Genomic DNA, 25,179 nt, shown 5'->3' on the forward strand with positions numbered 1-25,179 from the left:
TCACAAAAAAATGTAATTTTTCTTAACTTAGTCCGCAAAAATAGTGAACATGTAGCATATATCAGTAGTGCGGGCAATACAATGGTATAAACCAATGCAAAGAGAGTGTTTGAGGTGAGAAATCGTGAATCCTTTCATTATAAATCCAAGAATGTTTAACGCTTACAAACAGCACTCACATTTACTTCATAGTCGTATGCAGCGAGTCTCATTTCACACTTCTCACATCCAATTTAGGGAGGCGAGTGGTGTGCACGATTACATCAAAGAGAGAACTATCAAGATTGGCAAGTATATCGTGGAGACAAGAAAGACAGTGCGTGTAATTGCAAAGGAGTTTGGGGTATCAAAGAGTACAGTCCATAAAGATTTAACAGAACGTTTGCCAGAAATTAATCCAGAGCTCGCAAATGAAGTGAAAGAAATTCTTGATTATCATAAGTCTATTCGTCATTTAAGAGGGGGAGAAGCAACGAAGCAGAAGTATAGAAAAGAAGATATAGAAAAGCCTGTACGTCAATAAATGCAAAACAGCAAACATTCCTTACAGATTCGGTAATGTTTTTCAGAAAAATTCTTTTTGCGAATATTACGTTTCTGTTAAATTTATGATAAAATCAGAAATTAGGTGTAAAAGAATTCGGGTGTAACCTGATTTTGAATATCGAGGAGGAAAAGACGGGAATGTTTGCGCGAGATATCGGAATTGACTTAGGTACGGCTAACGTATTAATTCATGTTAAAGGTAAGGGTGTTGTATTAAATGAGCCATCTGTTGTGGCAATTGATCGTAATAGTGGAAAAGTATTAGCAGTAGGTGAAGAAGCAAGAAGTATGGTGGGACGTACACCTGGTAATATTGTGGCAATTCGTCCGCTTAAAGATGGTGTAATCGCAGATTTCGAAATTACAGAAGCAATGTTAAAGTATTTCATTAACAAATTGGACGTGAAGAGCTTCTTTTCAAAACCTCGCATTTTAATTTGCTGCCCAACAAATATCACATCTGTAGAACAAAAAGCAATTCGTGAGGCTGCTGAACGTTCAGGTGGTAAAACAGTATTTTTAGAAGAAGAACCAAAAGTAGCTGCAGTTGGTGCTGGTATGGAAATTTTCCAGCCAAGCGGAAACATGGTTGTTGATATTGGTGGAGGTACAACAGATATTGCCGTACTTTCTATGGGTGACATTGTTACCTCTTCCTCTATCAAAATGGCTGGCGATAAGTTTGATATGGAGATCTTAAACTACGTTAAACGTAAGTATAAGCTATTGATTGGAGAACGTACTTCAGAAAATATTAAAATTAAAATTGGTACAGTATTCCCAGGTGCACGTAGTGAAGAGCTTGAAATTCGCGGACGTGACATGGTAACTGGTTTACCACGTACAATTACAGTATGCTCTGAAGAAATTACAGAAGCACTAAAAGAAGACGCGGCTATCATTGTACAAGCTGCAAAAGGCGTACTAGAGCGCACACCACCAGAACTATCTGCGGACATTATTGACCGTGGTGTTATTCTAACAGGCGGTGGAGCTTTATTACACGGTATCGACATGCTTCTAGCAGAAGAGTTAAAATTACCAGTATTAATTGCTGAAAACCCAATGCAATGTGTTGCTGTTGGTACAGGTATCATGTTAGAAAACATCGATAAATTACCACGTCGTGCATTACGATAAGGTTCAAAAACGTATAAAAGTAGTAAAAATCAGGAAGAGGATGTTTTCTTCCTGATTTTTTTGTAGTTGAAGAAGATAAATAGAACTTTGTAGAACTAACTAAGAAAGCGCTTTCCTAGAGTGTGTATGACAAAAACTGCATATTAATGGTAATAGTTTGTAAATGAAAAGTATGCGATAATCACTATTGTGAATTTTATGCGAACCTGATGTAAATTATATGTAAATTTGTTTAGGTTTACAGGGGCTTTTATGATTTCATGATGCGGGGAAATCTCTGTTTTAATTTACTTTCTTTAACCAATTATAAAGGGAATATTTCACAGGGGACAATGAAGTATGAAAAAGGTAATTACATACGGTACATTTGATCTTATTTAAAGGAATCAATATTTAATATAACAAGGGAAATTTTTAATGTGATAATGTGGATTTGAGTCAATATCATGGGGAATTAGATTGTTAACTTGTTTGACAGATTCAGAAATTAATGACTATCAATTACTATTAGAAGGAACTCGGGTAAAGTTATATAAAGCAGAAAATGCTACAGCAATCCCTGAGAAAACAGCTGGATTGGATAAAAAGGTAGTGATTGCTGCAGGTAGATATGTACCTCAGAAAGATTTCGATCTTTTAGTTCCTGTTTTTTCTAAAGTTATAGAGAAATATCCGGATTGGAAGTTGGGAATGTTTGGTTCGTGAGAAGATGAACAACTTCTTCGACAACAGATTTTTGATCATAAAGCTTATAATAATATTTTTCTAATGCCAAAGACGAATGATATTATTGGTGAGATGCTTAATTCATCAATTTATGTTTTAAGTTCCAGATAGGAACCTTTTGGGAGGGGTATCATTGAAGCCATGTCAGTAGGGGTTCCTTGTGTAAGTTTTGCTTGTACAGGTCCTGTTGAAATAATTAAAAATAAAGAAGACGGATTGCTTGTAGAAGAAGGAAATATTGATGATCTTGCTAATTCATTAATGACTTTAATAGGATCTGAAGAATTAAGAAAAGAATATGGTCACAAGGCTAAAAAGAATGTTGAGGGGTATACTTTTAATATCGTTGGTGACAAGTGGGAAAATATTTTAGAAGAGCAAGTACAAAAAAATAAAACAGAATAAGAAGGCATTAACAGAGATATCGATATAATATTTTATTGATGTTGTATTAGTAATATCTTTAGTCATAGAATAATAACGTGTGAAATATGAATAGGTAGACATCATAAAATTAAAAATATAAAATATATAGATAATTTATTTTATATAGGATTGTAATTAAATTCTCTATTTCTTTTTATTAGTGGTTAGATTTATGATTTATATAAATACGTTTTAGATTACTAGGAGGATTTTCATTGAAAAAAGTAAGAAAAGCCATTATTCCGGCTGCAGGATTAGGAACTCGTTTTTTACCGGCGACAAAGGCTATGCCGAAAGAAATGCTACCAATTGTTGATAAACCAACAATTCAGTATATTGTGGAAGAAGCAATTGAGTCTGGAATTGAAGATATTATTATTGTAACGGGAAAAGGAAAACGCGCAATTGAAGATCATTTTGATCATTCTTTTGAATTAGAACAAAACCTATTATCAAAAGGAAAGCATGAAATTCTTGAGAAGGTACAAGAGTCTTCGAAAATCAATATTCATTATATTCGTCAAAAGGAGCCTAAAGGTCTAGGACATGCTGTATGGTGTGCACGTAAATTCATTGGGAATGAACCATTTGCTGTATTACTTGGCGATGATATTGTTCAAGCTGAAACGCCATGCTTACGTCAATTAATGGATCAATATGAGGTAACAAAATCATCAGTAATTGGTGTTCAAACGGTTCCAGAAAATGAAACACACCGTTATGGCATTATTGATCCATTAGAGAAAAAGGATCGTAGTTATCAAGTGAGTAAATTTGTGGAAAAACCTGCTAAAGGAACAGCACCATCTAATTTAGCAATTATGGGACGGTACGTATTAACGCCAGAAATATTTATGTTCCTAGAAGATCAACAAACTGGAGCAGGTGGAGAAATTCAGTTAACAGATGCAATTCAGCGTTTAAATGAAATCCAACGTGTGTTTGCTTATGACTTTGAAGGGATACGCTATGATGTTGGAGAAAAGCTTGGATTTATTCAAACAACTGTTGAAATGGCACTGCAACATGAAAACCTAAGAAAAGAGCTATTAGACTATATGAAAAAGTTAGTAGAAAGCGAAATGGTTTATAATTAAGTTTTAACGACACAAAAAAGACTTCTATTTCATTAGAAATGAAGTCTTTTTTTAGAAAAGGATGCTAAATTTTTATGAATTAGAGTCAATATACTTGGTAAAAAGTTAAGGTAAATCTGTTTTGGGGATTAACCTTTTAATGATATTTCTTTTTTCGGTCATCATACTTGTAGAACATTATTTAATTCAGTTGTAAATGGTTACTTCTGATACGCCATACTCGCTACTTAATGCTTTTACAGATTGTCCCGAATGATATAATTCAACCACCATTTTTTAAACTCTTCATTAAATTTCTTGTTTGTCATCCGGACACTGCCTCCTTGAAATCCATTGTAAGGACTTAACTAAGTTGTGTCCATATGACTATACTAACTCCGTTATTTTTGAATTTATATAAGGATAATTGAATTAAATATACTAAGGTAATCGATTGATTTGATGTATAAATTTATATTGACGGGTTCATTATCAAGAACTAAAATGAATATCGAGTATATTAAGATTAATGAAAAAAAGGTATATATTTTCTGAATAAAATATATACTCGGAAAATTCATCCTGTTTATGATTTAGTAAGTTATGTTCGGTATAATCAAAATTAACTTAGGTTATACGATTTAATTTACCTACGATTTGCTTTTTTATTAATCAAATAGACAGTAATGGAGGGGAAACATGGAAAAGGAAATAGACTTAAAAAAATTATTTAATGTTATAAAAAGAAAATTTTGGATTATTGCAGTAATTACGATATTAGCGGCATGTATTGGTGGTATATATAGCATTTTCATGAAAACGCCTTTATATGCGTCTTCTGCAAGAATCCTCATTCCAGCTAACGCCGATGCTATAGCTACACTTAAAGTGATGATAAAGGAACCTATTGTTTTAGAGAAAGTGGCCCAGCAATTAAATTCGCAAAAATCAGCAGATGCATTGAACGGACAGGTCAGTGTTGGAAAGATTGAAGAGTCACAGGTTTTTGTTATTACGGCTGTGGATACTAATCCAGCCCAGGCAGTCAAAATTGCCAATGCTACAGCAAATGTTTATAAAGAAGAAGCCAATGCTATCCTAAATTTTTCGAATGTCCGCATCTTAACAGAAGCAAAAGTACAAGAGCATCCTTTACCGATAAACTTGAATCATGCAAAAGCGATTGAGATGGCCTTGGCTGCCGGTCTTATACTGAGTATCGGAGTAGTCTTTGTATTGGATTCTCTTGATGAAACAATTAAATCGGAACGTAACATTGAAAAATTATTACCAGTTCCCGTTTTAGGAAGTGTTTCTCAAATGAAGAAAAATAATATAGTAGATAAAACAAGTAAGAGAGAAAGTGTAATAGTGGAGGGGAAAACATTTGATTCATAATAAAAAGCAAAGCCGTATCCTTGATAATAGTCATTTAATTGCTCATATCGCTCCGAAATCGAAGATGGCTGAGGAATATCGAACAATTCGTACTAACCTTCAATTTGCAATTGGCACGGACAAAACAAGAACTATAATTATTACTTCTCCTGGATATGGAGAAGGTAAAACCACCACTGTGGCAAATTTGGCGGTTTCTATGGCTCAGCGAGATGAAAAAGTCTTAGTTGTTGATGCGGATTTGCGAACTCCGGAACTACATGCGATTTTTGGAATGGAAAATAAATCTGGATTAACAAATGTTTTGGAGGGAAAAGCAGCATTAGAAAAAGTGGTAATGCAGACAGAAATCAAAAATGTACATATATTGACAAGTGGTCCCGAAATTAATAATCCAGCTGAGATGCTTAGTTTACCATCTATGCAAAATTTAATTAGCAAAGCAATAGAGCAGTATGACATTATTTTATTTGATTCTCCACCCCTTCTTGAGGTTATAGATGCAAATATACTAGCTAGTCAATGTGATGGGGTATTATTGGTGCTAAGTTGCTATCAAACTGCTAGTGAAGCAGTTGTTGAAGCGAATAGGGCCTTAGATTTAACAAAAGGAAAGCTTGTAGGGGCTATTCTAAATAAAAAAGTATAAGAGATTTATTAGAATTGATTATACATAAAATGATAATACAGCGCTTTCCTAATGGGTGACGTAAGGATGAGAAGCTTTTCATATGTTTTATAGTAGAGAATGAAAGACCACCTATAAAAAATTATAGGGTACGGTGATGTCTCCTTACCACTATCAATGGAGACACTCGATCATACTGTGGGTTGAAGAACCTTAGACGTTAGTCGTCAAGAGTGTGGTGTGAGGGAGGGTTAGATGCCCAAACTTATTTGAGGTTCTTGTCTAGAAAGTCTTTCTAAAGGATTTTGTAGATAGGAACTTTGTATTAGTTGGTTATTGATTATTTTCCTTGTCTATATGTTTAGCTAGACATATTCAATATATAAATCTTTTAATTCTAAGATAACAATTATGAGGATTTCCTTTTGTTATATATAAAAAATTTAGAAAGGGGGGCCTATTATGACATATCGTCAGAGATTATCCTTATTAATTTTAATTGATTCCTTAATCGTATTAACTACGGTTTTCTTTAGTCGCTTCTTAGTAAGTGCTGATTTCAATGTCATAACATTTCCCATCGTAGTGAGTGCGATGACGCTGCTACTCAGCCATCATATTTTTTCGTTTATTTATAAGCTTTATAAAAAAGCATGGGAGTATGCAAGTGTAGGGGAATTGCTAATTATTTTAAAAGCAATCACACTTTCTGTTATCACAACAGCAGTAGTACAACAAATATTGGTTCAAGATATTTATTTCCGTCTTCTTGTTGTAACTTGGATGATTCATATTTTACTGATTGGAGGATCACGTTTTCTATGGCGGATGTTCAGAGATGCTTATATTCAAAAAGGGGACGACAAAAAAAGAACACTAATTATTGGTGCGGGTTCTGCAGGTACAATGGTTGTAAGGCAACTTTTGAATAGTAATGATACTGAATTACTGCCTGTGGTATTTATAGATGATAATATAAAGAAACAAGGTTTGGATATTCTTGGAATACCGGTAGTTGGAGGAATTGATCGTATTGAATTTGCTGTTCAGCAATTAGATATCGATAGCATCATAATAGCAATTCCCTCACTGAGCAAGAAAGCATTAAATATGATTTTTCAAGAATGTTCCAAGACAAAAATAAAAACACAAATTCTTCCAATGCTAGAGGATTTAGTGACTGGAAAAGTTTCAGTGAATGAATTTCGTGATGTCCAAGTAGACGATTTATTAGGACGTGATCCTGTTGAATTGGATATTGAAAGTATTTCAGAATTTATTACTAATAAAATTATTTTAGTAACTGGTGCTGGTGGTTCAATTGGATCTGAAATTTGTCGTCAAATTGCAAAATTCAACCCAAAACAATTGATTTTATTAGGTCATGGTGAAAATAGTATTTATTCTATCGAAATGGAATTGAAAGAGCTATACGGTGACACAGATATTGTCGTTACCACAGAAATTGCTGATGTACAGGATGATCTGAAAATGATGTCAGTAATGAGTCAATATCAGCCTCAAGTTGTTTATCATGCCGCTGCACATAAGCATGTACCATTGATGGAACGTAACCCCGAAGAAGCTATCAAAAACAATTTAATTGGGACAACAAACGTGGCAAAAGCGGCAAGCTGGAATGGGGTCGAGACGTTTGTAATGATTTCTACAGATAAAGCTGTGAATCCGACAAGTGTAATGGGAGCAACAAAAAGGCTTGCTGAAATGGTAATTCAAAACTTGGACAAAACAAGTAATACAAAGTTTGTGGCTGTAAGATTTGGTAATGTATTAGGAAGTCGCGGTAGTGTTATACCGTTGTTTAAAAAACAAATTAAGCAAGGTGGTCCAGTTACGGTTACACATCCAGATATGATTCGTTACTTTATGACAATTCCAGAGGCGTCCAAGCTTGTAATACAGGCTGGTGCATTAGCTAAAGGTGGAGAAATATTTGTATTAGATATGGGAGATCCTGTGAAAATAGTAGATCTTGCAAAAAAAATGATTACATTATCAGGAAATTCGCTAGAAGAAATACAAATAGAGTTTACTGGAATAAGACCTGGAGAGAAGCTCTTTGAAGAACTATTGAAAAAAGAAGAAATACATGAACAACAAATTCATCCTAAAATTTATATAGGTAAAACATCGAACCTTTGTATAAACGAAATTGAATCAGTTCTCCAAACTTATAAGAATCTGGAGAAGACGGAATTAAGAAAACGTGTATTGACATTGGCAAATAGTCATATAACTCCACAAAATAGGGTGTAAATATAGATTTTGATCTGCATATATATGCTTAGACTTATGTTTTACTATGTAGAGAAATGAGAATGAAGTATGAACAGGTGGTTAGTTACAATATAACAATTGTAGGGTGATATATATGGAAAATAAAGTATTATTTTGTGCGACGGTAGACTTTCACTTTAAAGCATTTCATTTGCCGTATATGAAATGGTTTAAAGAACAAGGCTGGGAAGTCCATGTTGCTGCTGCTGGCAACATGGAACTTCCATATGTGGATAAGAAGTATGACATTTCTATTCAAAGGTCACCTTTGCAATTTAAGAATATTAAGGCTTATAAAGAGCTGAAAGATATTATTGATGAAAATCAATATAAAATTATTCATTGCCATACCCCGATGGGGGGAGCCGTTGCACGTTTGGCAGCAAGAAAGTCTAGAAAGCATGGAACAAAAGTTTTATATACTGCGCATGGATTTCATTTTTGTAAAGGTGCCCCGCTTGCAAATTGGCTGTTATATTATCCAATTGAAAAAATGCTAGCAAATTATACAGATTGCCTCATTACAATTAACCAAGAAGATTATAACTTGGCTGTTCAGCGAAAGTTTAAAGTACCTAAGATTGAACAAATTCATGGGGTGGGAGTGGACACAGAATATTTTAAACCAGTTAGTGAGCCTCAAAAGAATTGTCTAAGGATTGAGATGGGTTATAAACCGGATGATTTTTTAATGTTTTATGCGGCTGAGTTTAATAAAAATAAAAATCAGCAGTTTTTGATTCGTTCATTGGCCTTAATAAAAGATCATGTTCCCAATGCGAGGCTTCTATTGGCTGGGAATGGTCCTTTGATAAATGATTGCAAAAATTTAGCTAAACAAATGGGTGTATTTGAAATGATAGATTTCCTTGGTTATAGGAATGATATTGCAAAAATTTTACCTATTTGTGATATTTCTGTTGCATCCAGTCTACGTGAGGGGTTACCAGTTAATATTATGGAAGCGATGGCTTGCGGATTGCCTGTTATAGCCAGTGAGAACAGGGGCCATAAAGAGTTAATTCAAAATGGTGTAAATGGTTGGACAGTAGGTCGTGAAGACATACAGACAATGGCAGAAAAGATAAAATATCTTGCTGAAAATAGTAGCTTACAAGGCATATTCGGAGAGTCTGGTCGTGAGATTATTAAAAATAATTATGCCGTCAATAAAGTATTAGAAGAAAAGAGCTATATTTACACCATGTTTATGAGTAGAACGGAGGCGTTAGATTGGATTGTCCATTAAGAATCTTACATGTTGTAGTCAATATGAACCGTGGTGGTGCAGAAACCCTTATTATGAACTTGTACCGGAATATAGATCGAAATAAAGTGCAGTTTGATTTTCTTACTTGTAAGGAAGGTGTTTTCGATACAGAAATATCAGAATTAGGTGGGAAAGTGCACAGGATTCCATATATTACTGATGGTGGTCATAACGAATACATAAAGTCTTTAGATAATTTTTTTGAATCTCATCAAGAATATATGATTGTACACTCACACATGGATAAGATGAGTGGATTTGTGTTACGTGCAGCTAAGAAAGCCGGTATACCAGTTCGTATCGCACATAGTCACAATACTAGCAGTGAAGGTGGAGCTGCTGCGAAAGTATATAAGTGGTATGCAGGGAAGTATATATTACGAAGTGCAACACATCTTTTAGCATGTTCGGATGCAGCATCTCGCTGGTTATTTGCAGGTAAAACAGATACTGCCACGATTTTAAAAAATGGAATTGAGCCTGAAAAGTTTTCATTTTCCCCCGAAATTAGAAAACAGATACGAGAGGAACTAAATCTTACAGTTGATAACTTTGTAGTAGGGCATGTAGGAAGGTTTGCGCATCAAAAAAATCATGGATTCCTTATAGAAGTGTTTGCTCAGTTAGTTAAACTTAGAAGAGATTCCGTTCTTGTTTTGGTGGGGGATGGTCCGTTACGGTTAAAGATTGAACAAAAAGTGGAAGAATTAAATTTAGGGGCTAATGTAAAGTTTCTTGGCATAAGGAGCGATATCGACCATTTACTTCAAGCTTTTGATGTATTTGCATTCCCATCCATTCATGAAGGATTGCCTGTTACTCTTATAGAAGCGCAAGGAGCTGGGTTATCTTGTGTAATCTCGGATGCGATAACTAAAGAAGTAGACATGGGAGCAGGTCTAGTGAGTTTTGAAAGCATAAATACCTCTCCCGAAATATGGGCGCAGGATATATTGGATGTCAATAAACGTATGCAAGATGTAGAAGGATATATCAAGAAAGAAGGATATGATATAAGTGAATCGGCTACTTGGCTTGAGAATTTTTATCTTCAAGCGCTTTAATTAATAGTAACTTCTATATTTTAAATAATGTCTAAAGGATTAAAAAGGAGCACAATGATGTCAAGAGTTTCATGTTGTCTTAGGCTAGGAGAAGTTCCGCTGCATCTCTATAATATAACTGCAGGTTTTGTTCTACTTGCTCAACAAGGAGTAATAGACTTGAGGATAGAGAAACTTAGTAAGAATCATCAAGATCAATTACCTTATAATATGATGGAAGTTATAATCAACGGGAAAACTCGAGTGTTATATGATGTTAATGATGGTTATGATAATTTGCTTAAGCAAAATCAGGATTATGTTGAGTTTATGAATGTGTTGTTAGAAAAATACGACTTTTACTTTAAGCGAAGTTTTAATAGTTTTTATAATTCAAAGTTAAGGCATAAGGAAAAAATTTATCCTCTTGGATTAAATTATATGGTTACAATACCTGGAAATATTGCGCATTCACCGATGCCTCAAGATCCACTTAGGGAGAAAATTAAGAAAATAATACGGAAGGTTCCGTTGTCTCAATATTACAATGGTTTATATCGTATTAATTCTTTTGAAGATATACCTCATAAAGAAATAGATTCAAAAATTCTTTTTATGGCTAGGTTATGGGATGTAAATGGAGATTATGAAGGGCAAATTTCTTCGAATAAAAAGGAAGAACGTGCATATATTAATGATTTTCGAGCAACATGCATTAGACTTTGTCGAAAAGAGTTTGGAGATAAATTTTATGGGGGAGTAGCACCATCAGAATTTGCATATAAAAATTATGCAGATATTGTTATAGAAGACGGAAAAGCTACTGAACGGAATAATTACCTAAGAAAGGTAAAAGAATCTGCAATTTGTATTGCAACTATGGGATTACATCAATCTATTGGTTGGAAATTTGCAGAGTATGTTGCAGCAAGCAAGGCTATAGTAACAGAAGAATTACATTATGAAGTCCCAGGTGATTTTCGTGATGGTCAAAATTATCTTGTTTTTAAAACACCAGAAGAATGTATAAATCAAATATATACTTTATCAAATGATGAAAATTATAGATATCAAATGATGATTAACAATTATAGATATTACCATGAATATGTAAGACCTGATAGATTAGTATTAAATAGTATATTAACAATATTAGGGGATGAATTTTAATAGATTAGATGATTGATGGAGAGATGTAAATTGAAACCTACTCTTACAATTTTTACACCTACATTTAACCGTGCTTACACGCTGCATTTATGTTATGAAAGTTTAAAGCGACAGACAAGTAAGGATTTTGTTTGGTTAATTATTGATGATGGATCTACAGATGACACAAGAGAGTTAATAGAAAATTGGATTTCCCAAGGCAGTATCTCAATTCAGTATCATTATCAAGAGAATCAGGGAATGCACGGGGCACATAATACTGCTTACGAATTAATTGATACGGAACTTAATGTTTGTATTGATTCTGATGATTATATGGCGGATGATGCCGTTGAAAATATCACTCGTTTTTGGAAGGAGTATGGAAGTAATGATTACGCTGGCATAATAGGATTAGACGCTAATCCAAATGGAAAAGTTATTGGAACGATGATGCCGGAACATGTGAAGGAATCTAAACTGACAGATTTGCATGCGAAATATAAAGTCACAGGTGATAAAAAGTTAGTTTATCGATCAGAGTTAACACGAAAAACCCCACCATATCCAATATTTCCGGGCGAAAAGTACTGTCCTTTAAGTTATAAATATATTCTTATTGATCAAGAGCAGCCTTTACTCATCATGAATAAAGTTCTTTGTCATGTTGAGTATTTAGCAGATGGATCTAGCATGAACATTATTAAGCAATATAGAAAAAACCCCCAAGGGTTCTCATTCTTTAGAAAAGTTGCTATGAAATATGCTCCTACATTAAAAGAAAAATTTCGAGAATCTATACATTATGTATCTAGCAACTTGATGATCAAAAACTATAAATTTCTTATTGAGTCCCCATGTAAGCTTATTACTTTGGTGGCTACACCTTTTGGGATTATGCTTCATTTTTATATTCAAAAGACGAGTAAAGCTACTGTTTTGAAAAATAAATAGTAGGTCTTTAATTAACTATGTATTTTATTGTCACATGTATTTAGATTGTAAGAGAAATATAGGACTGATAGGCTATATTATTGAATTATTTGGTTAAAGAATAGCAAAGAGTTTTATATTTACAATCTATAATATGAAAGGAATTTAAAAATGTTTATATTTTGGGTTACGCTGGTCTTAGTTTATATTCTTTCTTTTTTAGCAAGATATTTTTCTACTCCTGTAATAATGGGACCACACATTGTTCAATCAAAGCCAAATAAGCTGTTAGTATTTTTAACAATAGTTATTCTTGTAATGGTGTCTGGTCTCCGTAATAATATCGGGGATACTTTTTTTTATATGTATTCTTATAAAAAAGATACGTTTGATTGGGAACATATAAAAGAAGGAAAAGATATGGGTTTTAATGTGCTTCAGATGATTTTAAAACAGTTCTCTAATGACCCTCAAATATTGATTTTTGTAACGGCACTAATAACAAATGTACTTATTGTGTTGGTCTTATATAAATATACAAGAATGTTCGAATTAAGTTTATATGTATATATAACAGGTGGAATGTATTTAATATCAATGAATGGGATAAGGCAATTTCTTGCAGCAGCAATTATTTTTGCTGCAACAAAATATATATTTGAAGGTAACTGGAAAAAGTATATTCTAATTATTCTATTTGCATCAACAATACATCAAACTGCACTTATCCTTATTCCAATATATTTTATGATTAGGAGAAAAGCATGGTCATGGGAAACGTATGTAACCCTTTTTTGCTCTGTATTCATAGTTATAGGGTTTAATCAATTTTTAGATACGTTATTCTCAGTCATAGGAGATAGTCAGTATGGGGATTACAAGAACTTTTCTGAGGGCGGAGCAAATATACTTAGAGTTGGAGTTAATATTCCTCCAATTATTATTGCTTACATTGGAAGAGAGAAACTTAGGGAAATATTTCCTAAAAGTGACTATGTAGTAAATATGTCTATATTAGGACTTGTATTCATGATAATTTCAACACAAAATTGGATTTTTGCAAGATTTTCTATATATTTTGGATTATACCAATTAATTTTAATTTCATGGATTATAAAATTATTTACTGATAAAGACCAAAAACTAGTTTATTATGCAATATTAGTATTTTATTTTATTTTCTATGCATACGAGAATGTAATAACATTAAACATTATTTATAAAAGTAATTTTTTAAATTTCTAAGTTTTTTAAAGTGAAATATGTTAATGACTAGTTGATCAATGAAATATGGAAATTTAGGTGTATAGGTATATTATTCTATATAGCTTAGAAAGGGGATACTGAGTTGGCATTTACAGAAAAGATTCCACGCACCATTCACTATTGTTGGTTTGGTAAAGGAGAAAAACCTATAATAGTAAAAAAATGTATAGATAGCTGGAAAGAGAATTTAGCTGGTTATGAAATAATTGAGTGGAATGAAGATAATTTTGATATAAATTGTAATTTATATGTCAAGGAAGCCTATGAATGCAAAAAATTTGCATTTGTAAGTGATTATGTAAGAGTATACGCTCTTTATAAATTTGGAGGAATTTACTTAGATACGGATGTGGAGGTATTCAAATCTTTTGATGATATGCTACATCATGATTCATTTTGGGGATTTGAACAAGAGAACTATATAGCTACAAGTACAATAGGAGCGACTAAAGGAAATGTGTTAATAAGAATGTTTCTAGATTCATACGAAGAAAAAAGTTTTATTAAAGAGGACGGAAAGTATGACAGTTTAACCAATGTGGCCATTATAAGCGAGATACTAAAAAATAAAGGATTACAGTTGAATGGAAAATATCAAGAAATAAGTGGGATAGGAGCCTTCTATCCTCAAACATATTTTTCTCCATATGATTATATTAACTGTAGAAAATTTATTACTCCAAATACATATGCAATGCATCATTTTTATAAAAGTTGGTTACCACCTAAAGCAAGATTGAAGAGTGGTTTAAAACTGTTAGCATCTAAGGTTATAGGTGGAGAAAATATAGCGCGGATAAGAAAATTTGTTACAAAAAATTAGGAGGCATATATGAAGGATATACTGGTGGCCTCATTTGATATGGAAGTTGGAGGAGTAGAAAGAAGCCTTATAAGTATGCTTGAGGGTTTTGATTACAAAAAATACGCTGTTGATTTAATGCTGTATAGGCATCAAGGGGATTTTATGGAATTAGTTTGTAACAAGGTAAATTTATTAGAAGAAATTCCACAATACACCACCTTTAGGAAGTCAATCGGAGAAACATTAAAGGATAAAGAGTATGGCATTGGATTTTCTAGAATTTTATCTAAGATAAATACTCGTTTTGCAGGAAAAGCTAAAGGAATAGTAGAGACAGGATATTATCAAATGCAATTAATGTGGAAATATGCTATTCCATTTTTACCTAAACTAGATAAAGAGTATGATGTTGCAATTAGTTATTTGTGGCCACATTATTTTGTAGCAGATAAGGTCAAGGCTAAGAAAAAAATAGCATGGATTCATACAGATTATTCTACAATTGAGACAGATATAGAGATGGATTTAAAAGTATGGAATAAATTTGATTGTATTGTAGCTGTATCAGAGGCATGCAAAAATTCATTTTTAAAAAAATATAGTGCATTAAAAAATAAGGTTATAGTAATGGAAAATATAACCTCCCCGCAGTTTATTAGAGATATGGCGAATGAAGAAATAGATACCCCTATGCTTCTTGATAACCGTTTTAAAGTTATAACTGTGGCTAGACTATCTCATGCAAAAGGAATCGATAATGCTGTTAGGGCTTTAAGGATATTGAAAGATAAAGGCTATGAGAATATAGCCTGGTATGTAGTTGGATATGGTGGAGACGAAACAATGATTAAAAATCTAATAAGGGATTTGAAATTAGAAAATAGCTTTGTGTTGCTAGGAAAGCAAATCAATCCATATCCATATATAAAAGAAGCTGATTTATATGTCCAACCATCTAGATATGAGGGAAAAGCTGTTACAGTAGGAGAGGCTCAGATACTTGCAAAACCAGTCCTAATTACAAATTATACAACCGCAAACAGTCAAGTGAAAAATGGGGTTGACGGATATATTACGGAATTATCCGTTGAAGGAATAGCAGATGGAATAGAAAAATTGTATAAGGATGCTACCGTAAGAAAGCAGTTAGCTAACAATTGTAGTAATACTGATTATAGTAATAAATATGAATTAAATAAGTTGTATGAAATTATAGAGGCTTAAAAGTTTATTAAGTGTATTGGTACAACTACAAAAATTTTTAAAAATGAAAGTATAAGGGATTCAAAGCAAAGGGGTGATTTGCCCATGAATAGAAATGTCAGTGTAATTATACCGGTTTATAATGCTGGTAAATATATTACTCGGTGTATAGAATCACTGTTAAATCAGGTGCTTCATAACTGCGAATTTATCTTTATTAATGATGGTTCAACGGACAATAGCGTAGAGATTATTGAAAAGTATAGGGCACTAGATGACAGGATTATACTTATAAATCAAAAAAATCAAGGTGTGAGTATTGCAAGGAATCAAGGACTTCTTATAGCTAATGGTGAATATATTGGATTTGTTGATGCTGATGATTATGTAGAAGCGGATATGTATGAAACTCTGTATAATTCAGCAAAACAAAGCAATTGTGATGTAATTATATCAAATTTAAGAAGTGAGATTGAAGGGCATAAGGTAACAATTGAATATCCATTTCCAACTAATATCGTTCTAAAAAAAGAATATATAAATAAGGAGATATTAACCTATTTTCTTAAAAGCGATAATTTAAATACTGCTGTAAACAAAATTTATAAAAATAGCATAATAACGAAAAATAATGTGAAGTTTCCAGAGAAGGTCGCATTAGGAGAAGATGGAATGTTTAATATTCAATTTTTTAGTAATGCAACTAATATGAAATATATAGATTATACGGGATATTATTATAGGGATGTAGCGGGTAGCGCAACTCGGGATATCTCAAAAAAAGATTATTTCAAGCGAGCTGTGGAAGTATATAATATGGAACTACCGAAAATTTACATCGAAAAGGTCGATAAGGCAAAGATACGTGAATTGAAATCAAGAAAGTTTATAAATAGTGTAATTTCCTACGTATATATTTATTTTGAACCGTCTAAGGAAATACGGTTTAGTGAGAGATATGAATACATAAAAAATATGATATGCAATAAATATGTTAGAGAGGCATTGCCGCTATATTGTGAAGTAACTTATAGCAAGCTTGGTAGATATGAGAAATTTTTAATAAATATGATTAAAAGAAAATCTACTGTGGGGTTATACTTCGCAGTCTCTTACAGCAGGCTTAGAAATAAATAAAACTGGAGGAATTTAGTGTGAAGTTTATGATGTTTGCCCATGGGGGCAGTTTAAATAGAGGGTGCGAAGCGATAGTTCGAGCTTCTACAAATATTATAAAAGAAAAAATAGATGGAGCAAAAGTATGTTTGGCATCAGATAGACCTGAAACAGATAAGGTAATCAATAAGTTAGATTATATATATGATGGTTCTAGCCGCAGTCTGAAAAAATATTCATATGATTGGTTATTGTCCTCAGTTAAAGTAAAACTCTTTAACGATGAGTCTTATGCATTAGGGAAAATTCATCATAACATAATAAAGCATATAAAAAGTTCCGATGTATGTTTATCTATCGGGGGGGATAATTATTGCTATGGAGAGCAACCTGGGTGGTATGAGATTGATAGAAGAGTAAAAATGCAGGGGAAAAAGCTAGTACTATGGGGATGTTCTATAGGAGAAGAGGATATGTCTGAAAGAAAGTTGGAAGATCTAAAGCTCTTTGATTTAATATTAGCACGCGAAAGTCTTACCTATAATATGTTAAAAAAACAAGGATTAAATAACGTTCAATTGTGTGCTGATGCTGCATTTACAATGGAAAAAGAAGAATTGGAGTTGCCTAATGGATGGCAGGAAGGAAATACAATGGGTCTTAATTTTAGCCCGCTTGTATGGAATAGAAATGAGAATTCTCAAGTTGCGGTAAGAGAGTTAATTAATCATATATTAAATACGACAGATATGACGATTGCTCTTACACCTCACGTTATTGAAGATGGGAACAATGATTACGAAGTTCTCTACAAATATTACAAAGAATTTAAGGACACAGGCAGAGTGATTCTGTTACCAGATAACTTAAATGCAATACAGTATAAGGGGTATATAGCTAGAATGCGTTTCTTTATAGGAGCTCGAACGCATGCAACTATAGCTGCTTACTCTAGTTTTATTCCGACTATGGTATTGGGATATAGTGTAAAGTCCAAAGGGATATCTAAAGATATATTTGGGGAAGAAAAATTAGTTTTAGATATAGAGGAGATATCTGATAGTAATAAATTAAAAGCAAGATTTGATGAGATGGTACGAGAGGAAGAGGAGATAAGGCAAAAGCTACGACAATCTATACCTAATATAAAGAAAATGTCTTACAAAGCAGTAGAATATTTGAAAGAATTGTCTAAGTAATTTGGGGTACATTATGAAAAAAAAACTACTATTTGTTATGCCTAGTTTATCTGCTGGTGGTGGAGAAAAAAGCTTGATAAATTTACTATCTCAGATAGATTACAGTTTATATGATGTAGATTTATTTTTGTTTAATAAAACAGGAATATTCATAAATTCGATACCAAGAGAGGTAAATATATTAGATCTGCCAAGTGATTATAAAATATTTGCATCTAGCCTTAAAAATTCAATAATGGGCTTTTTAAAGAATGGACAAATTGATTTAGCATATTCAAGATTGATGTTCACTATTAAAAATAGATTGATAAAGGAAGCTGCAATTTCAGAACAGTATACATGGGAATATCAAAGTAAGTCATTTGAAGTGTTAGAAAAAGAGTATGATGCAGCGATAGGCTATCTTGAAAAGTCTTCAATATACTTCGTAGTTGATAAGGTCAATGCCAAAAAAAAGGCTGGATGGATACATACAAACTACTCGAATTCAGGTATGGATTGCCAGTTCGATAACTCATATTTTGAACAACTAGATAATCTAATAACGGTTTCAGAAGAGTGTGCAAAATCGTTACAAGAAAATTTTCCACAACTAAAAAATAAAGTTACGATTATATATAATATAGTAGCTCCTGGCGTTATATATGATTTATCTAAAGAAGATATAGAAGATGACAGTTTGTTTGATAGACATTATACCAATATTATTACTGTCGCCAGATTAAGTCATGAAAAGGGTTTAGATTTAGCAGTGAAATCTTGTAAGTTACTTCTTGAAAAAGGATACAAGATAAATTGGTACGTATTAGGGGATGGAAATGAAAAAGATGCATTAGAACGTTTAATAGAAGATCATCATCTATCAAACCATTTTACAATTTTGGGGGTTCGAGAAAATCCCTATCCTTATATACGAAAAGCAGATATATATGTGCAACCATCTAGGTATGAAGGTAAGTCTATAGCAATTGATGAAGCAAAAATATTGCATAAACCGATAGTGGTGACTAACTTTGAAACTGCAAAAGATCAAATAAATCATGGAATAAACGGAATTATTGCTGAGATGTCTGAAGAAGGAATAGCAACTGAAATTGAAAGGCTTATCAAAGATATAGAATTAAGGGAAAGAATCGTAAATAATTTATCTACAGAAAAGTTAGGAACCGAAAAAGAAATAAATAAGCTCTACGGAATTCTTTAAAAGGTGATTATTATGAAAAAAGACGTATTATTTGTTATCAATAATTTGAACTGCGGTGGGGCTGAGAAGTCATTAATCTCTCTGTTGAATACGATGGATTACTCTCGCTATAATGTGGATTTATTTTTATTTAAGCATGAAGGTTTATTCCTTAATAAAATTCCTAAACAAGTGAATGTATTAGAAGAACCTCCTGAGTATCAGTTGTTTGATATGCCGATAAAAGCAGCTATCATGAAATGCTTGCGACAAGGAAGACTAGATATAGCCTTATCAAGGGTTTGTGCAGGTTACATATTTAAAAGTGAAAAAAACAAGGCTCGTTGTGAACAGAGAGTATGGCGATATCTATCAAAATCTTTACAGAATATAAGTAAAAAGTATGATGTAGCGATTGGGTACTTAGAAAAGAACCCAGTTTACTTTTGTATAGACAAAGTAAATGCGAATAAGAAAATTGGTTTTATACACACTGATTATGACAAATTAGGAATGGATCCTAACATTGATAGGGGTTATTTTCGTTCATTGGATCATATAGTGACGGTGTCTGAGGAATGTGCCAATGTTTTAAAACAAAGATTTTCTATATATAACGACAAAATAGGTGTTATTCATAACATCGTATCTCCAAGTACGATAAATAAAATGTCACAGGAAAAGGTAGATCTAGAGCGTAAAGGGGTAAAGCTTGTTTCTGTAGGAAGGTTAAGTCATGAAAAGGGATTTGATTTGGCTATAGAAGCCTGTAAGAATCTGGTTGGAGATGGATATGAAATAAAGTGGTATATCATTGGAGAAGGGGAAGGGCGAGGTAAGTTAGAAAAAATGATAGAAGAAAATCACCTTCAAGATCATTTTTTACTGTTAGGACTGAAAGAAAATCCCTATCCGTATATAAGAGAAGCAGATATATATGTACAACCATCCAGGTTCGAAGGAAAGTCTATCGCAATAGACGAAGCAAAAATACTGCATAAACCAATAGTGGTAACAAATTTCAGTACAGCTAAAGACCAAATTAAAAATGAAGAAAATGGGCTGATTATAGACATGGATGCTCACTCACTTTCGGAGGGAATTAAGAAATAAGTTAATAAAGAACTTATCAGATGAAGAGCTAGGAACCGAGTCGGAGATAAAAAAATTATATACATTATTTGAGTAGTATAGAAAGGACATAATTATATGGTTATACAGGCAGCGTGCTTTGTGTTACTTGCTGTAATCGCAATTATTGTAGTGATTGATTTCATTCCTATAGGAAAGAATTGGTTGGGAAGAATAAAAATAGGAAGATATACGGATAAAAGCTTATGGAATCAGTCAATCACTCATATAGGTGTTAAGTGGCTAAATAAAACACCAAAGATTAAGGTAACTGATAACACAAGATTAATAGCAATTGATATGTTGAAAGGAAATTATACGAAAAGTGCTATACAGCATTGGCAAGAAGCATCTTTAATATTAGGGTTGTCTGAATACCTGAAATATAATGATGACAGAGCAGTAAAACATGAAATCACAAAGTTTTTGAACTCCAAATTTGATTCTAATGGTCAGTGGGTACACAAACCTCATTATGTAGATGGAGCAATACTTGCTTATGCCATTATGAAGCTGGATTTTGAGGAGATAGATAAATATAAAAAAGCTTTGGATGCTACTTGGGAAATGATACAAGAGCATATAGGTGAGGATGGTACGATAGAATATAGAAAGTTTATGAAGGGGTATCGATACGTAGATACCATTGGTTTCATATGTCCATTCTTAGTGACTTACGGCATTAGGTATAACAAAAGTGAGTGTATAGATTTGGCTGTAAAGCAGATTAAAGAATATGAAACATATGGAATGTTAAACTTAAGTCATATACCATGTCATGCTTATAGATTAGAAGATAAAGTTCCTCTAGGTTTATATGGCTGGGGAAGAGGTCTTGGATGGTTTGCTATAGGTCTTATAGATACGTGGAATGAATTACCAGAAAACAACAGCTATAAACCTGTATTAGAAGAAAGTGTACGTAAATTTGCAAAAGCTACGATGAAATTTCAACAACAAGGCAATTGGAATTGGACTGTAACCAGGAACGAATGCGGACCAGATTCTTCCGCTACATCCACACTGGGGTGGTTTATGTTAAATGCAGCAAAGATAGAAGATATTTCAAAGGAATGTTTGGAAAGTGCAGATAAAGCTATCGGTTATTTGATGGGAGTGACAAGAAGAAACGGAGCGGTCGACTTCTCTCAAGGTGATACGAAGGATATAGGTGTATATTCTACGTTATTCGATATATTGCCATTCACACAAGGGTTTTGTATTAGATTAATTAATTTACGTAATAATTATAAAATTTAGTCATCCTTATAAGGATGACTAAATTTTAATAGCCAGATTAATAAATTTTATTTTAGAACAGAGGGAAGAATTATGACGAGACGTTATAAAGAATTGGATTCCCTTCGGGGTATTGCTGCAATCATTGTTCTATTAGGACACTTCTTAGCATTATTTCCGATATTAGGTAAAAAGGTAATGTATTCAACATTTGGGGCCTATTTTTCTATATTATGGCAAGGTCATTCGGCTGTTATTATATTTTTTGTGTTAAGTGGATTTGTTCTATCCTTGCCTTTTTATAAAGGGACGGAATTTAATTATTTAAAGTATCTTATTAAAAGAGTTTGTAGGATTTACATTCCTTATATTGTGATTCTTTTTATTGCAATAGGAATTAAATTGGGGATTCATTCTAAAATTGGTACCATTCCTGGTTTGGTACAATGGGGTTCATGGAACATAGAAGTTTCTTTGAATAGAGTAATGGATCATATTTTATTCTTGAGAGAATTTAATTCTGATGCGTTTATTATGGTGATTTGGTCATTAGTTCACGAGATGCGAATTTCCATAGTGTTTCCTTTAATTATTTTTCTTTTACTTAGAGTAAACTGGAAAGTAAGTATTGGGATAGCGATGTTTTTATCAGTTATTGGTTATTTATTAATGAAGAACATTCCAAGCGAATTTAATATGCCAGTATCCACCAATTACTTTATCACATTACATTATAGCTCAATGTTTATTATTGGTGCACTACTAGCCAAAAACAGAGAATATTTAGTGAGTAAAATTATTAATTCAAAAGTAAAATATATATTATTGCCTTTAGGTCTTTTATTTTTTAGCTATCCACGTATCCCATTTATGTTACTTTCCAAACTAATTGGTGAAATTGATTATGATTTGTATCTTATTATCATCGATTGGTATATATGCTTTGGTGCAGTTTTAATTATTCTATCCGCTCTAAGTTCAAAACTATTTTCTAAATTATTACTGATTAAACCAGTACAATTTATAGGGGAAATATCATATAGTCTTTATTTAGTACATCCAATTGTTCTATTAACAACAGTTCATATTTCCTATGGGAAGATATCAGTGCCTTTAATTTTATTAATTTCTTTCTTATTTACTATGGTTGTGTCGGTCTTATGTTATAAATTTATTGAAATTCCATCAATAAAAATAGGCCGGAAACTTGCCACTAAAAATTCTAGAGGCGATGTTCCGTTGAGAAAAAAGGCTAGTTGAAAAATTGGAAAATAATAAGAATAAATAGTATGTAAGATGTGAATAGAGGGATAAGAGTAATTTTCTTAAGAAAAAGAGGAAAGATAATCTAATGCTCTATCGAGAAAAGTATTAGAAAGGAGATTGGTATGGTGCAAATAAAAATAAAAAGTATGTTAGTTTTTATTTGGAATAAATTGATCGATATCAAAATTCAGAGTTTGAATCGATTAACTATCATAAAAGATCGATTCACGAAGTGCTTTTTCAAGCCCCCTAGAATTCAATCTATAGATGAAACTTTAAAAAAAATTATTCATGATAAAGCTTCCGTAGCCAGGTATGGTGATGGTGAATTTAAATTAATTCATAATCTAGATATAACATTTCAACGGGCTGATCATTTGTTATCCAAAAGATTAAAAGAAATATTGCTAAGTGAAGATGAGAAGTTCTTAGTTTGTTTGCCGGATGTTTTTCAAGATTTATCAAAATATGCAGATGAACCAAAGGATTATTGGAGTCTTCATACTGCAAAATATAGATTAAAGTGGTATAAAGACTTAAAGAAGGGAAAAGTATATTATAATTCCTTTATATCGAGATTCTATTATCCCTTTCGAGATAAGTCAAAATGTAAAGAATGGTTTATATTATTAAAATTAATATGGAAAGATAGGGATATAGTTTTAATAGAGGGTAGTAAGAGTAGATTAGGTATTGGAAATGATCTGTTTGAAAATGCTAAATCAATTGAAAGGATTTTAGTACCAGAGGAGCACGCATTCTTACATTACAATAACATCTTAACAGCAGCAAAAAAAAATAATAAATCTAAATTGATTCTATTAGCAATAGGGCCTACTGCTACTATATTAGCATATGATTTGTATAAAGAGGGATATCAAGCAATTGATATAGGGCATGTGGATATTGAATACGAATGGTTTTTAAGACAAGCAAAAACTAAAATCAAAATTGAAAATAAGTACGTATGTGAAGCGGGTGCTGGACAAAATGTGGGCGATATTCAAGATGAGAAATATTTAAGTGAAATTAAAGCTGTAATAAGATAGGCATGAGGGTTTAACTTATGTAAGTAATGTAGAGGTGAAAGGATTGCATGAATTAATAAGTGTTATTGTTCCCATATATAATGTGGAAAAATGGTTAGCTAGATGTATTGAAAGTGTTTTAAAACAGCCTTTCGTCAATATTGAATTAGTTCTAGTCAATGATGGTTCAACAGATAAATGTGGTGAAATATGTGAAGAATATTTAGAAAAGGATAATAGAATTAAAGTAATCTATAAAGAAAATGGAGGAGTGAGTAGCGCAAGGAATGCAGGGATCGAGGCTGCTACAGGGAAGTATATAGTGTTTATAGATCCCGATGATGAGGTAAGCGAAAACTATTTTACTAGGTTATATGGTATTGCGGAAGATAAAAAGTGTGATGCTGTAATATGCGGATACAAAACTGTTCCAAATAATAATAGTATTATTCCTAACTTCAAATTAGATACTGTTATGAACGGGAGAGATTTTGTACTGAGCTCTCCAAATGTTCATTCCAAGAATGATCTATGCTTTGCATGGAGGTATATATACAATTTAAGCATTATAAAAGAAAAAAACATCAGATTTAATGAACAAGTGTTTATTGGAGAAGATGTTATTTTTAATTTAGAGTTTTTATTGCACTCACAAAGGGTATGTGCAGTCTCAGAAGTTCTTTATTTTTATACTATTAATAATCCAAATAGCTTAATGAGGGTTCCGTATAAACCAAATTTAGAGAACAGTTTAGTTTTACAATATCAAATGAGAAGACAACTTTCACAAGAATTTGGTTTACTACACGATAAGCAATTTAAAAAAGATATGGCTAATTATTATATAAATCACATATATAGACTCTTGATTAATAATTTAAAAAGCGACCCTAATGTGGATGTTAATAATGCTTTTCGTAGAATAGTGAATTATGAAATGTTCTCAGATAGTGTAAAAGGAATTGGTTTTTCATATCGATGCAATAACTTTAAGGAGTATATATATTATTTAGCAATAAAGTTTAAAGTGTATCCTTTAATAGTTGCAGCATATAAAAGAGAAATCAGGTAATGCTCTGGGGTTGAAAGTGTTTTCATACTTTCTGAAGT

Annotated in this window: 21 protein-coding genes and 3 pseudogenes; 23 read left to right on the top strand and 1 reads right to left on the bottom strand. The window is 32.4% G+C overall.

Features of this window, described 5'->3' with window-relative positions:
* The first annotated feature begins 250 nt into the window (after positions 1 to 250).
* The 5 genes and pseudogenes from spoIIID to galU all read left to right on the top strand — a co-directional run bounded on the left by spoIIID (position 251) and on the right by galU (position 3,935).
* Positions 251 to 523 carry a sporulation transcriptional regulator SpoIIID gene (gene spoIIID, locus BAQ49_RS01030; protein ID WP_000544010.1) on the top strand — a complete coding sequence of 91 codons (273 nt, stop codon included), beginning with the start codon at positions 251 to 253 and terminating at the stop codon, positions 521 to 523.
* 161 nt (positions 524 to 684) lie between these two features.
* Positions 685 to 1,686, top strand: coding sequence for a rod shape-determining protein (gene mreB / locus BAQ49_RS01035; RefSeq protein ID WP_000457994.1), 1,002 nt, complete (start codon positions 685 to 687; stop codon positions 1,684 to 1,686).
* Positions 1,687 to 2,145: 459 nt separating this feature from the next.
* The gene (locus tag BAQ49_RS31965; RefSeq protein WP_002094341.1) at positions 2,146 to 2,391 is read left to right on the top strand and encodes a glycosyltransferase family protein; all 246 of its coding nucleotides are present in this window, start codon (positions 2,146 to 2,148) and stop codon (positions 2,389 to 2,391) included.
* A 144-nt stretch (positions 2,392 to 2,535) separates the two neighbouring features.
* Positions 2,536 to 2,817: pseudogene (locus BAQ49_RS31970) on the top strand (glycosyltransferase); the annotation flags it as partial.
* 236 nt (positions 2,818 to 3,053) lie between these two features.
* Complete coding sequence (gene galU / locus BAQ49_RS01050; RefSeq protein WP_000757802.1) at positions 3,054 to 3,935, top strand: UTP--glucose-1-phosphate uridylyltransferase GalU; 882 nt, start codon at positions 3,054 to 3,056, stop codon at positions 3,933 to 3,935.
* Between the two features lie 192 nt (positions 3,936 to 4,127).
* On the opposite strand, the pseudogene BAQ49_RS31975 reads toward galU, so the two are convergent.
* Positions 4,128 to 4,243, bottom strand: a pseudogene (locus BAQ49_RS31975) (transposase); the annotation flags it as partial.
* 370 nt (positions 4,244 to 4,613) lie between these two features.
* Between BAQ49_RS31975 and BAQ49_RS01055 the strand changes: the two are divergent.
* The 18 genes and pseudogenes from BAQ49_RS01055 (at position 4,614) to BAQ49_RS01140 (ending at position 25,141) form a co-directional block, all read left to right on the top strand.
* Positions 4,614 to 5,312 (top strand): YveK family protein, encoded by a 699-nt coding sequence (locus tag BAQ49_RS01055; protein WP_000409967.1) that lies wholly within the window; start codon positions 4,614 to 4,616, stop codon positions 5,310 to 5,312.
* Entirely contained in the window at positions 5,302 to 5,961 is a 660-nt protein-coding gene (locus BAQ49_RS01060; protein ID WP_071743867.1) for a CpsD/CapB family tyrosine-protein kinase, read from the top strand. Before BAQ49_RS01055 ends, BAQ49_RS01060 begins: the two co-directional genes overlap by 11 nt.
* A 441-nt stretch (positions 5,962 to 6,402) precedes the next feature.
* Positions 6,403 to 8,217 (top strand): polysaccharide biosynthesis protein, encoded by a 1,815-nt coding sequence (locus tag BAQ49_RS01065; RefSeq protein ID WP_071743868.1) that lies wholly within the window; start codon positions 6,403 to 6,405, stop codon positions 8,215 to 8,217.
* 115 nt (positions 8,218 to 8,332) lie between these two features.
* A complete protein-coding gene (locus BAQ49_RS01070) occupies positions 8,333 to 9,487 on the top strand; it encodes a glycosyltransferase family 4 protein (protein WP_071743869.1) in 1,155 nt (384 codons plus the stop codon).
* Positions 9,472 to 10,572, top strand: coding sequence for a glycosyltransferase family 1 protein (locus tag BAQ49_RS01075; protein ID WP_084667300.1), 1,101 nt, complete (start codon positions 9,472 to 9,474; stop codon positions 10,570 to 10,572). Before BAQ49_RS01070 ends, BAQ49_RS01075 begins: the two co-directional genes overlap by 16 nt.
* A gap of 57 nt (positions 10,573 to 10,629) precedes the next feature.
* On the top strand, positions 10,630 to 11,721 hold the full coding sequence (locus tag BAQ49_RS01080) for a hypothetical protein (protein ID WP_070145563.1): 1,092 nt from the start codon (positions 10,630 to 10,632) through the stop codon (positions 11,719 to 11,721).
* A 30-nt stretch (positions 11,722 to 11,751) separates the two neighbouring features.
* Positions 11,752 to 12,654, top strand: coding sequence for a glycosyltransferase family A protein (locus BAQ49_RS01085; protein WP_070145562.1), 903 nt, complete (start codon positions 11,752 to 11,754; stop codon positions 12,652 to 12,654).
* Positions 12,655 to 12,804: 150 nt separating this feature from the next.
* Positions 12,805 to 13,878, top strand: coding sequence for an EpsG family protein (locus tag BAQ49_RS01090; protein WP_000469601.1), 1,074 nt, complete (start codon positions 12,805 to 12,807; stop codon positions 13,876 to 13,878).
* Positions 13,879 to 13,981: 103 nt separating this feature from the next.
* Positions 13,982 to 14,722 (top strand): glycosyltransferase family 32 protein, encoded by a 741-nt coding sequence (locus BAQ49_RS01095; RefSeq protein WP_071743870.1) that lies wholly within the window; start codon positions 13,982 to 13,984, stop codon positions 14,720 to 14,722.
* 9 nt (positions 14,723 to 14,731) lie between these two features.
* A complete protein-coding gene (locus tag BAQ49_RS01100) occupies positions 14,732 to 15,928 on the top strand; it encodes a glycosyltransferase (protein ID WP_000651828.1) in 1,197 nt (398 codons plus the stop codon).
* Between the two features lie 84 nt (positions 15,929 to 16,012).
* Complete coding sequence (locus BAQ49_RS01105) at positions 16,013 to 17,044, top strand: glycosyltransferase (protein WP_001081477.1); 1,032 nt, start codon at positions 16,013 to 16,015, stop codon at positions 17,042 to 17,044.
* A 17-nt stretch (positions 17,045 to 17,061) separates the two neighbouring features.
* Entirely contained in the window at positions 17,062 to 18,222 is a 1,161-nt protein-coding gene (locus tag BAQ49_RS01110; RefSeq protein ID WP_000671003.1) for a polysaccharide pyruvyl transferase family protein, read from the top strand.
* Positions 18,223 to 18,235: 13 nt separating this feature from the next.
* On the top strand, positions 18,236 to 19,426 hold the full coding sequence (locus BAQ49_RS01115) for a glycosyltransferase (RefSeq protein WP_016130943.1): 1,191 nt from the start codon (positions 18,236 to 18,238) through the stop codon (positions 19,424 to 19,426).
* A gap of 12 nt (positions 19,427 to 19,438) precedes the next feature.
* Positions 19,439 to 20,594, top strand: a pseudogene (locus tag BAQ49_RS01120) (glycosyltransferase).
* Positions 20,595 to 20,614: 20 nt separating this feature from the next.
* Positions 20,615 to 21,796, top strand: a complete 1,182-nt coding sequence (locus BAQ49_RS01125) for a glycoside hydrolase family 88 protein (RefSeq protein WP_071743871.1) — start codon at positions 20,615 to 20,617, stop codon at positions 21,794 to 21,796.
* A gap of 72 nt (positions 21,797 to 21,868) precedes the next feature.
* Positions 21,869 to 23,035, top strand: coding sequence for an acyltransferase family protein (locus BAQ49_RS01130; RefSeq protein WP_071743872.1), 1,167 nt, complete (start codon positions 21,869 to 21,871; stop codon positions 23,033 to 23,035).
* Positions 23,036 to 23,163: 128 nt separating this feature from the next.
* A complete protein-coding gene (locus BAQ49_RS01135; protein WP_071743873.1) occupies positions 23,164 to 24,090 on the top strand; it encodes an SP_1767 family glycosyltransferase in 927 nt (308 codons plus the stop codon).
* 43 nt (positions 24,091 to 24,133) lie between these two features.
* Positions 24,134 to 25,141 (top strand): glycosyltransferase, encoded by a 1,008-nt coding sequence (locus BAQ49_RS01140; RefSeq protein WP_071743874.1) that lies wholly within the window; start codon positions 24,134 to 24,136, stop codon positions 25,139 to 25,141.
* Positions 25,142 to 25,179: the final 38 nt, after the last annotated feature.

The sequence above is a fragment of the Bacillus proteolyticus genome (assembly GCF_001884065.1).
In the GTDB taxonomy this organism is placed as follows: domain Bacteria; phylum Bacillota; class Bacilli; order Bacillales; family Bacillaceae_G; genus Bacillus_A; species Bacillus_A proteolyticus.

Coding starts and splice junctions, on each gene's coding strand:
- mreB (WP_000457994.1), top strand. CDS start 685: ATGTTTGCGCGAGATATCGGAATTGACTTAGGTACGGCTAACGTATTA.
- BAQ49_RS01055 (WP_000409967.1), top strand. CDS start 4,614: ATGGAAAAGGAAATAGACTTAAAAAAATTATTTAATGTTATAAAAAGA.
- BAQ49_RS01065 (WP_071743868.1), top strand. CDS start 6,403: ATGACATATCGTCAGAGATTATCCTTATTAATTTTAATTGATTCCTTA.
- BAQ49_RS01070 (WP_071743869.1), top strand. CDS start 8,333: ATGGAAAATAAAGTATTATTTTGTGCGACGGTAGACTTTCACTTTAAA.
- BAQ49_RS01080 (WP_070145563.1), top strand. CDS start 10,630: ATGTCAAGAGTTTCATGTTGTCTTAGGCTAGGAGAAGTTCCGCTGCAT.
- BAQ49_RS01090 (WP_000469601.1), top strand. CDS start 12,805: ATGTTTATATTTTGGGTTACGCTGGTCTTAGTTTATATTCTTTCTTTT.
- BAQ49_RS01100 (WP_000651828.1), top strand. CDS start 14,732: ATGAAGGATATACTGGTGGCCTCATTTGATATGGAAGTTGGAGGAGTA.
- BAQ49_RS01105 (WP_001081477.1), top strand. CDS start 16,013: ATGAATAGAAATGTCAGTGTAATTATACCGGTTTATAATGCTGGTAAA.
- BAQ49_RS01115 (WP_016130943.1), top strand. CDS start 18,236: ATGAAAAAAAAACTACTATTTGTTATGCCTAGTTTATCTGCTGGTGGT.
- BAQ49_RS01125 (WP_071743871.1), top strand. CDS start 20,615: ATGGTTATACAGGCAGCGTGCTTTGTGTTACTTGCTGTAATCGCAATT.
- BAQ49_RS01130 (WP_071743872.1), top strand. CDS start 21,869: ATGACGAGACGTTATAAAGAATTGGATTCCCTTCGGGGTATTGCTGCA.
- BAQ49_RS01135 (WP_071743873.1), top strand. CDS start 23,164: ATGGTGCAAATAAAAATAAAAAGTATGTTAGTTTTTATTTGGAATAAA.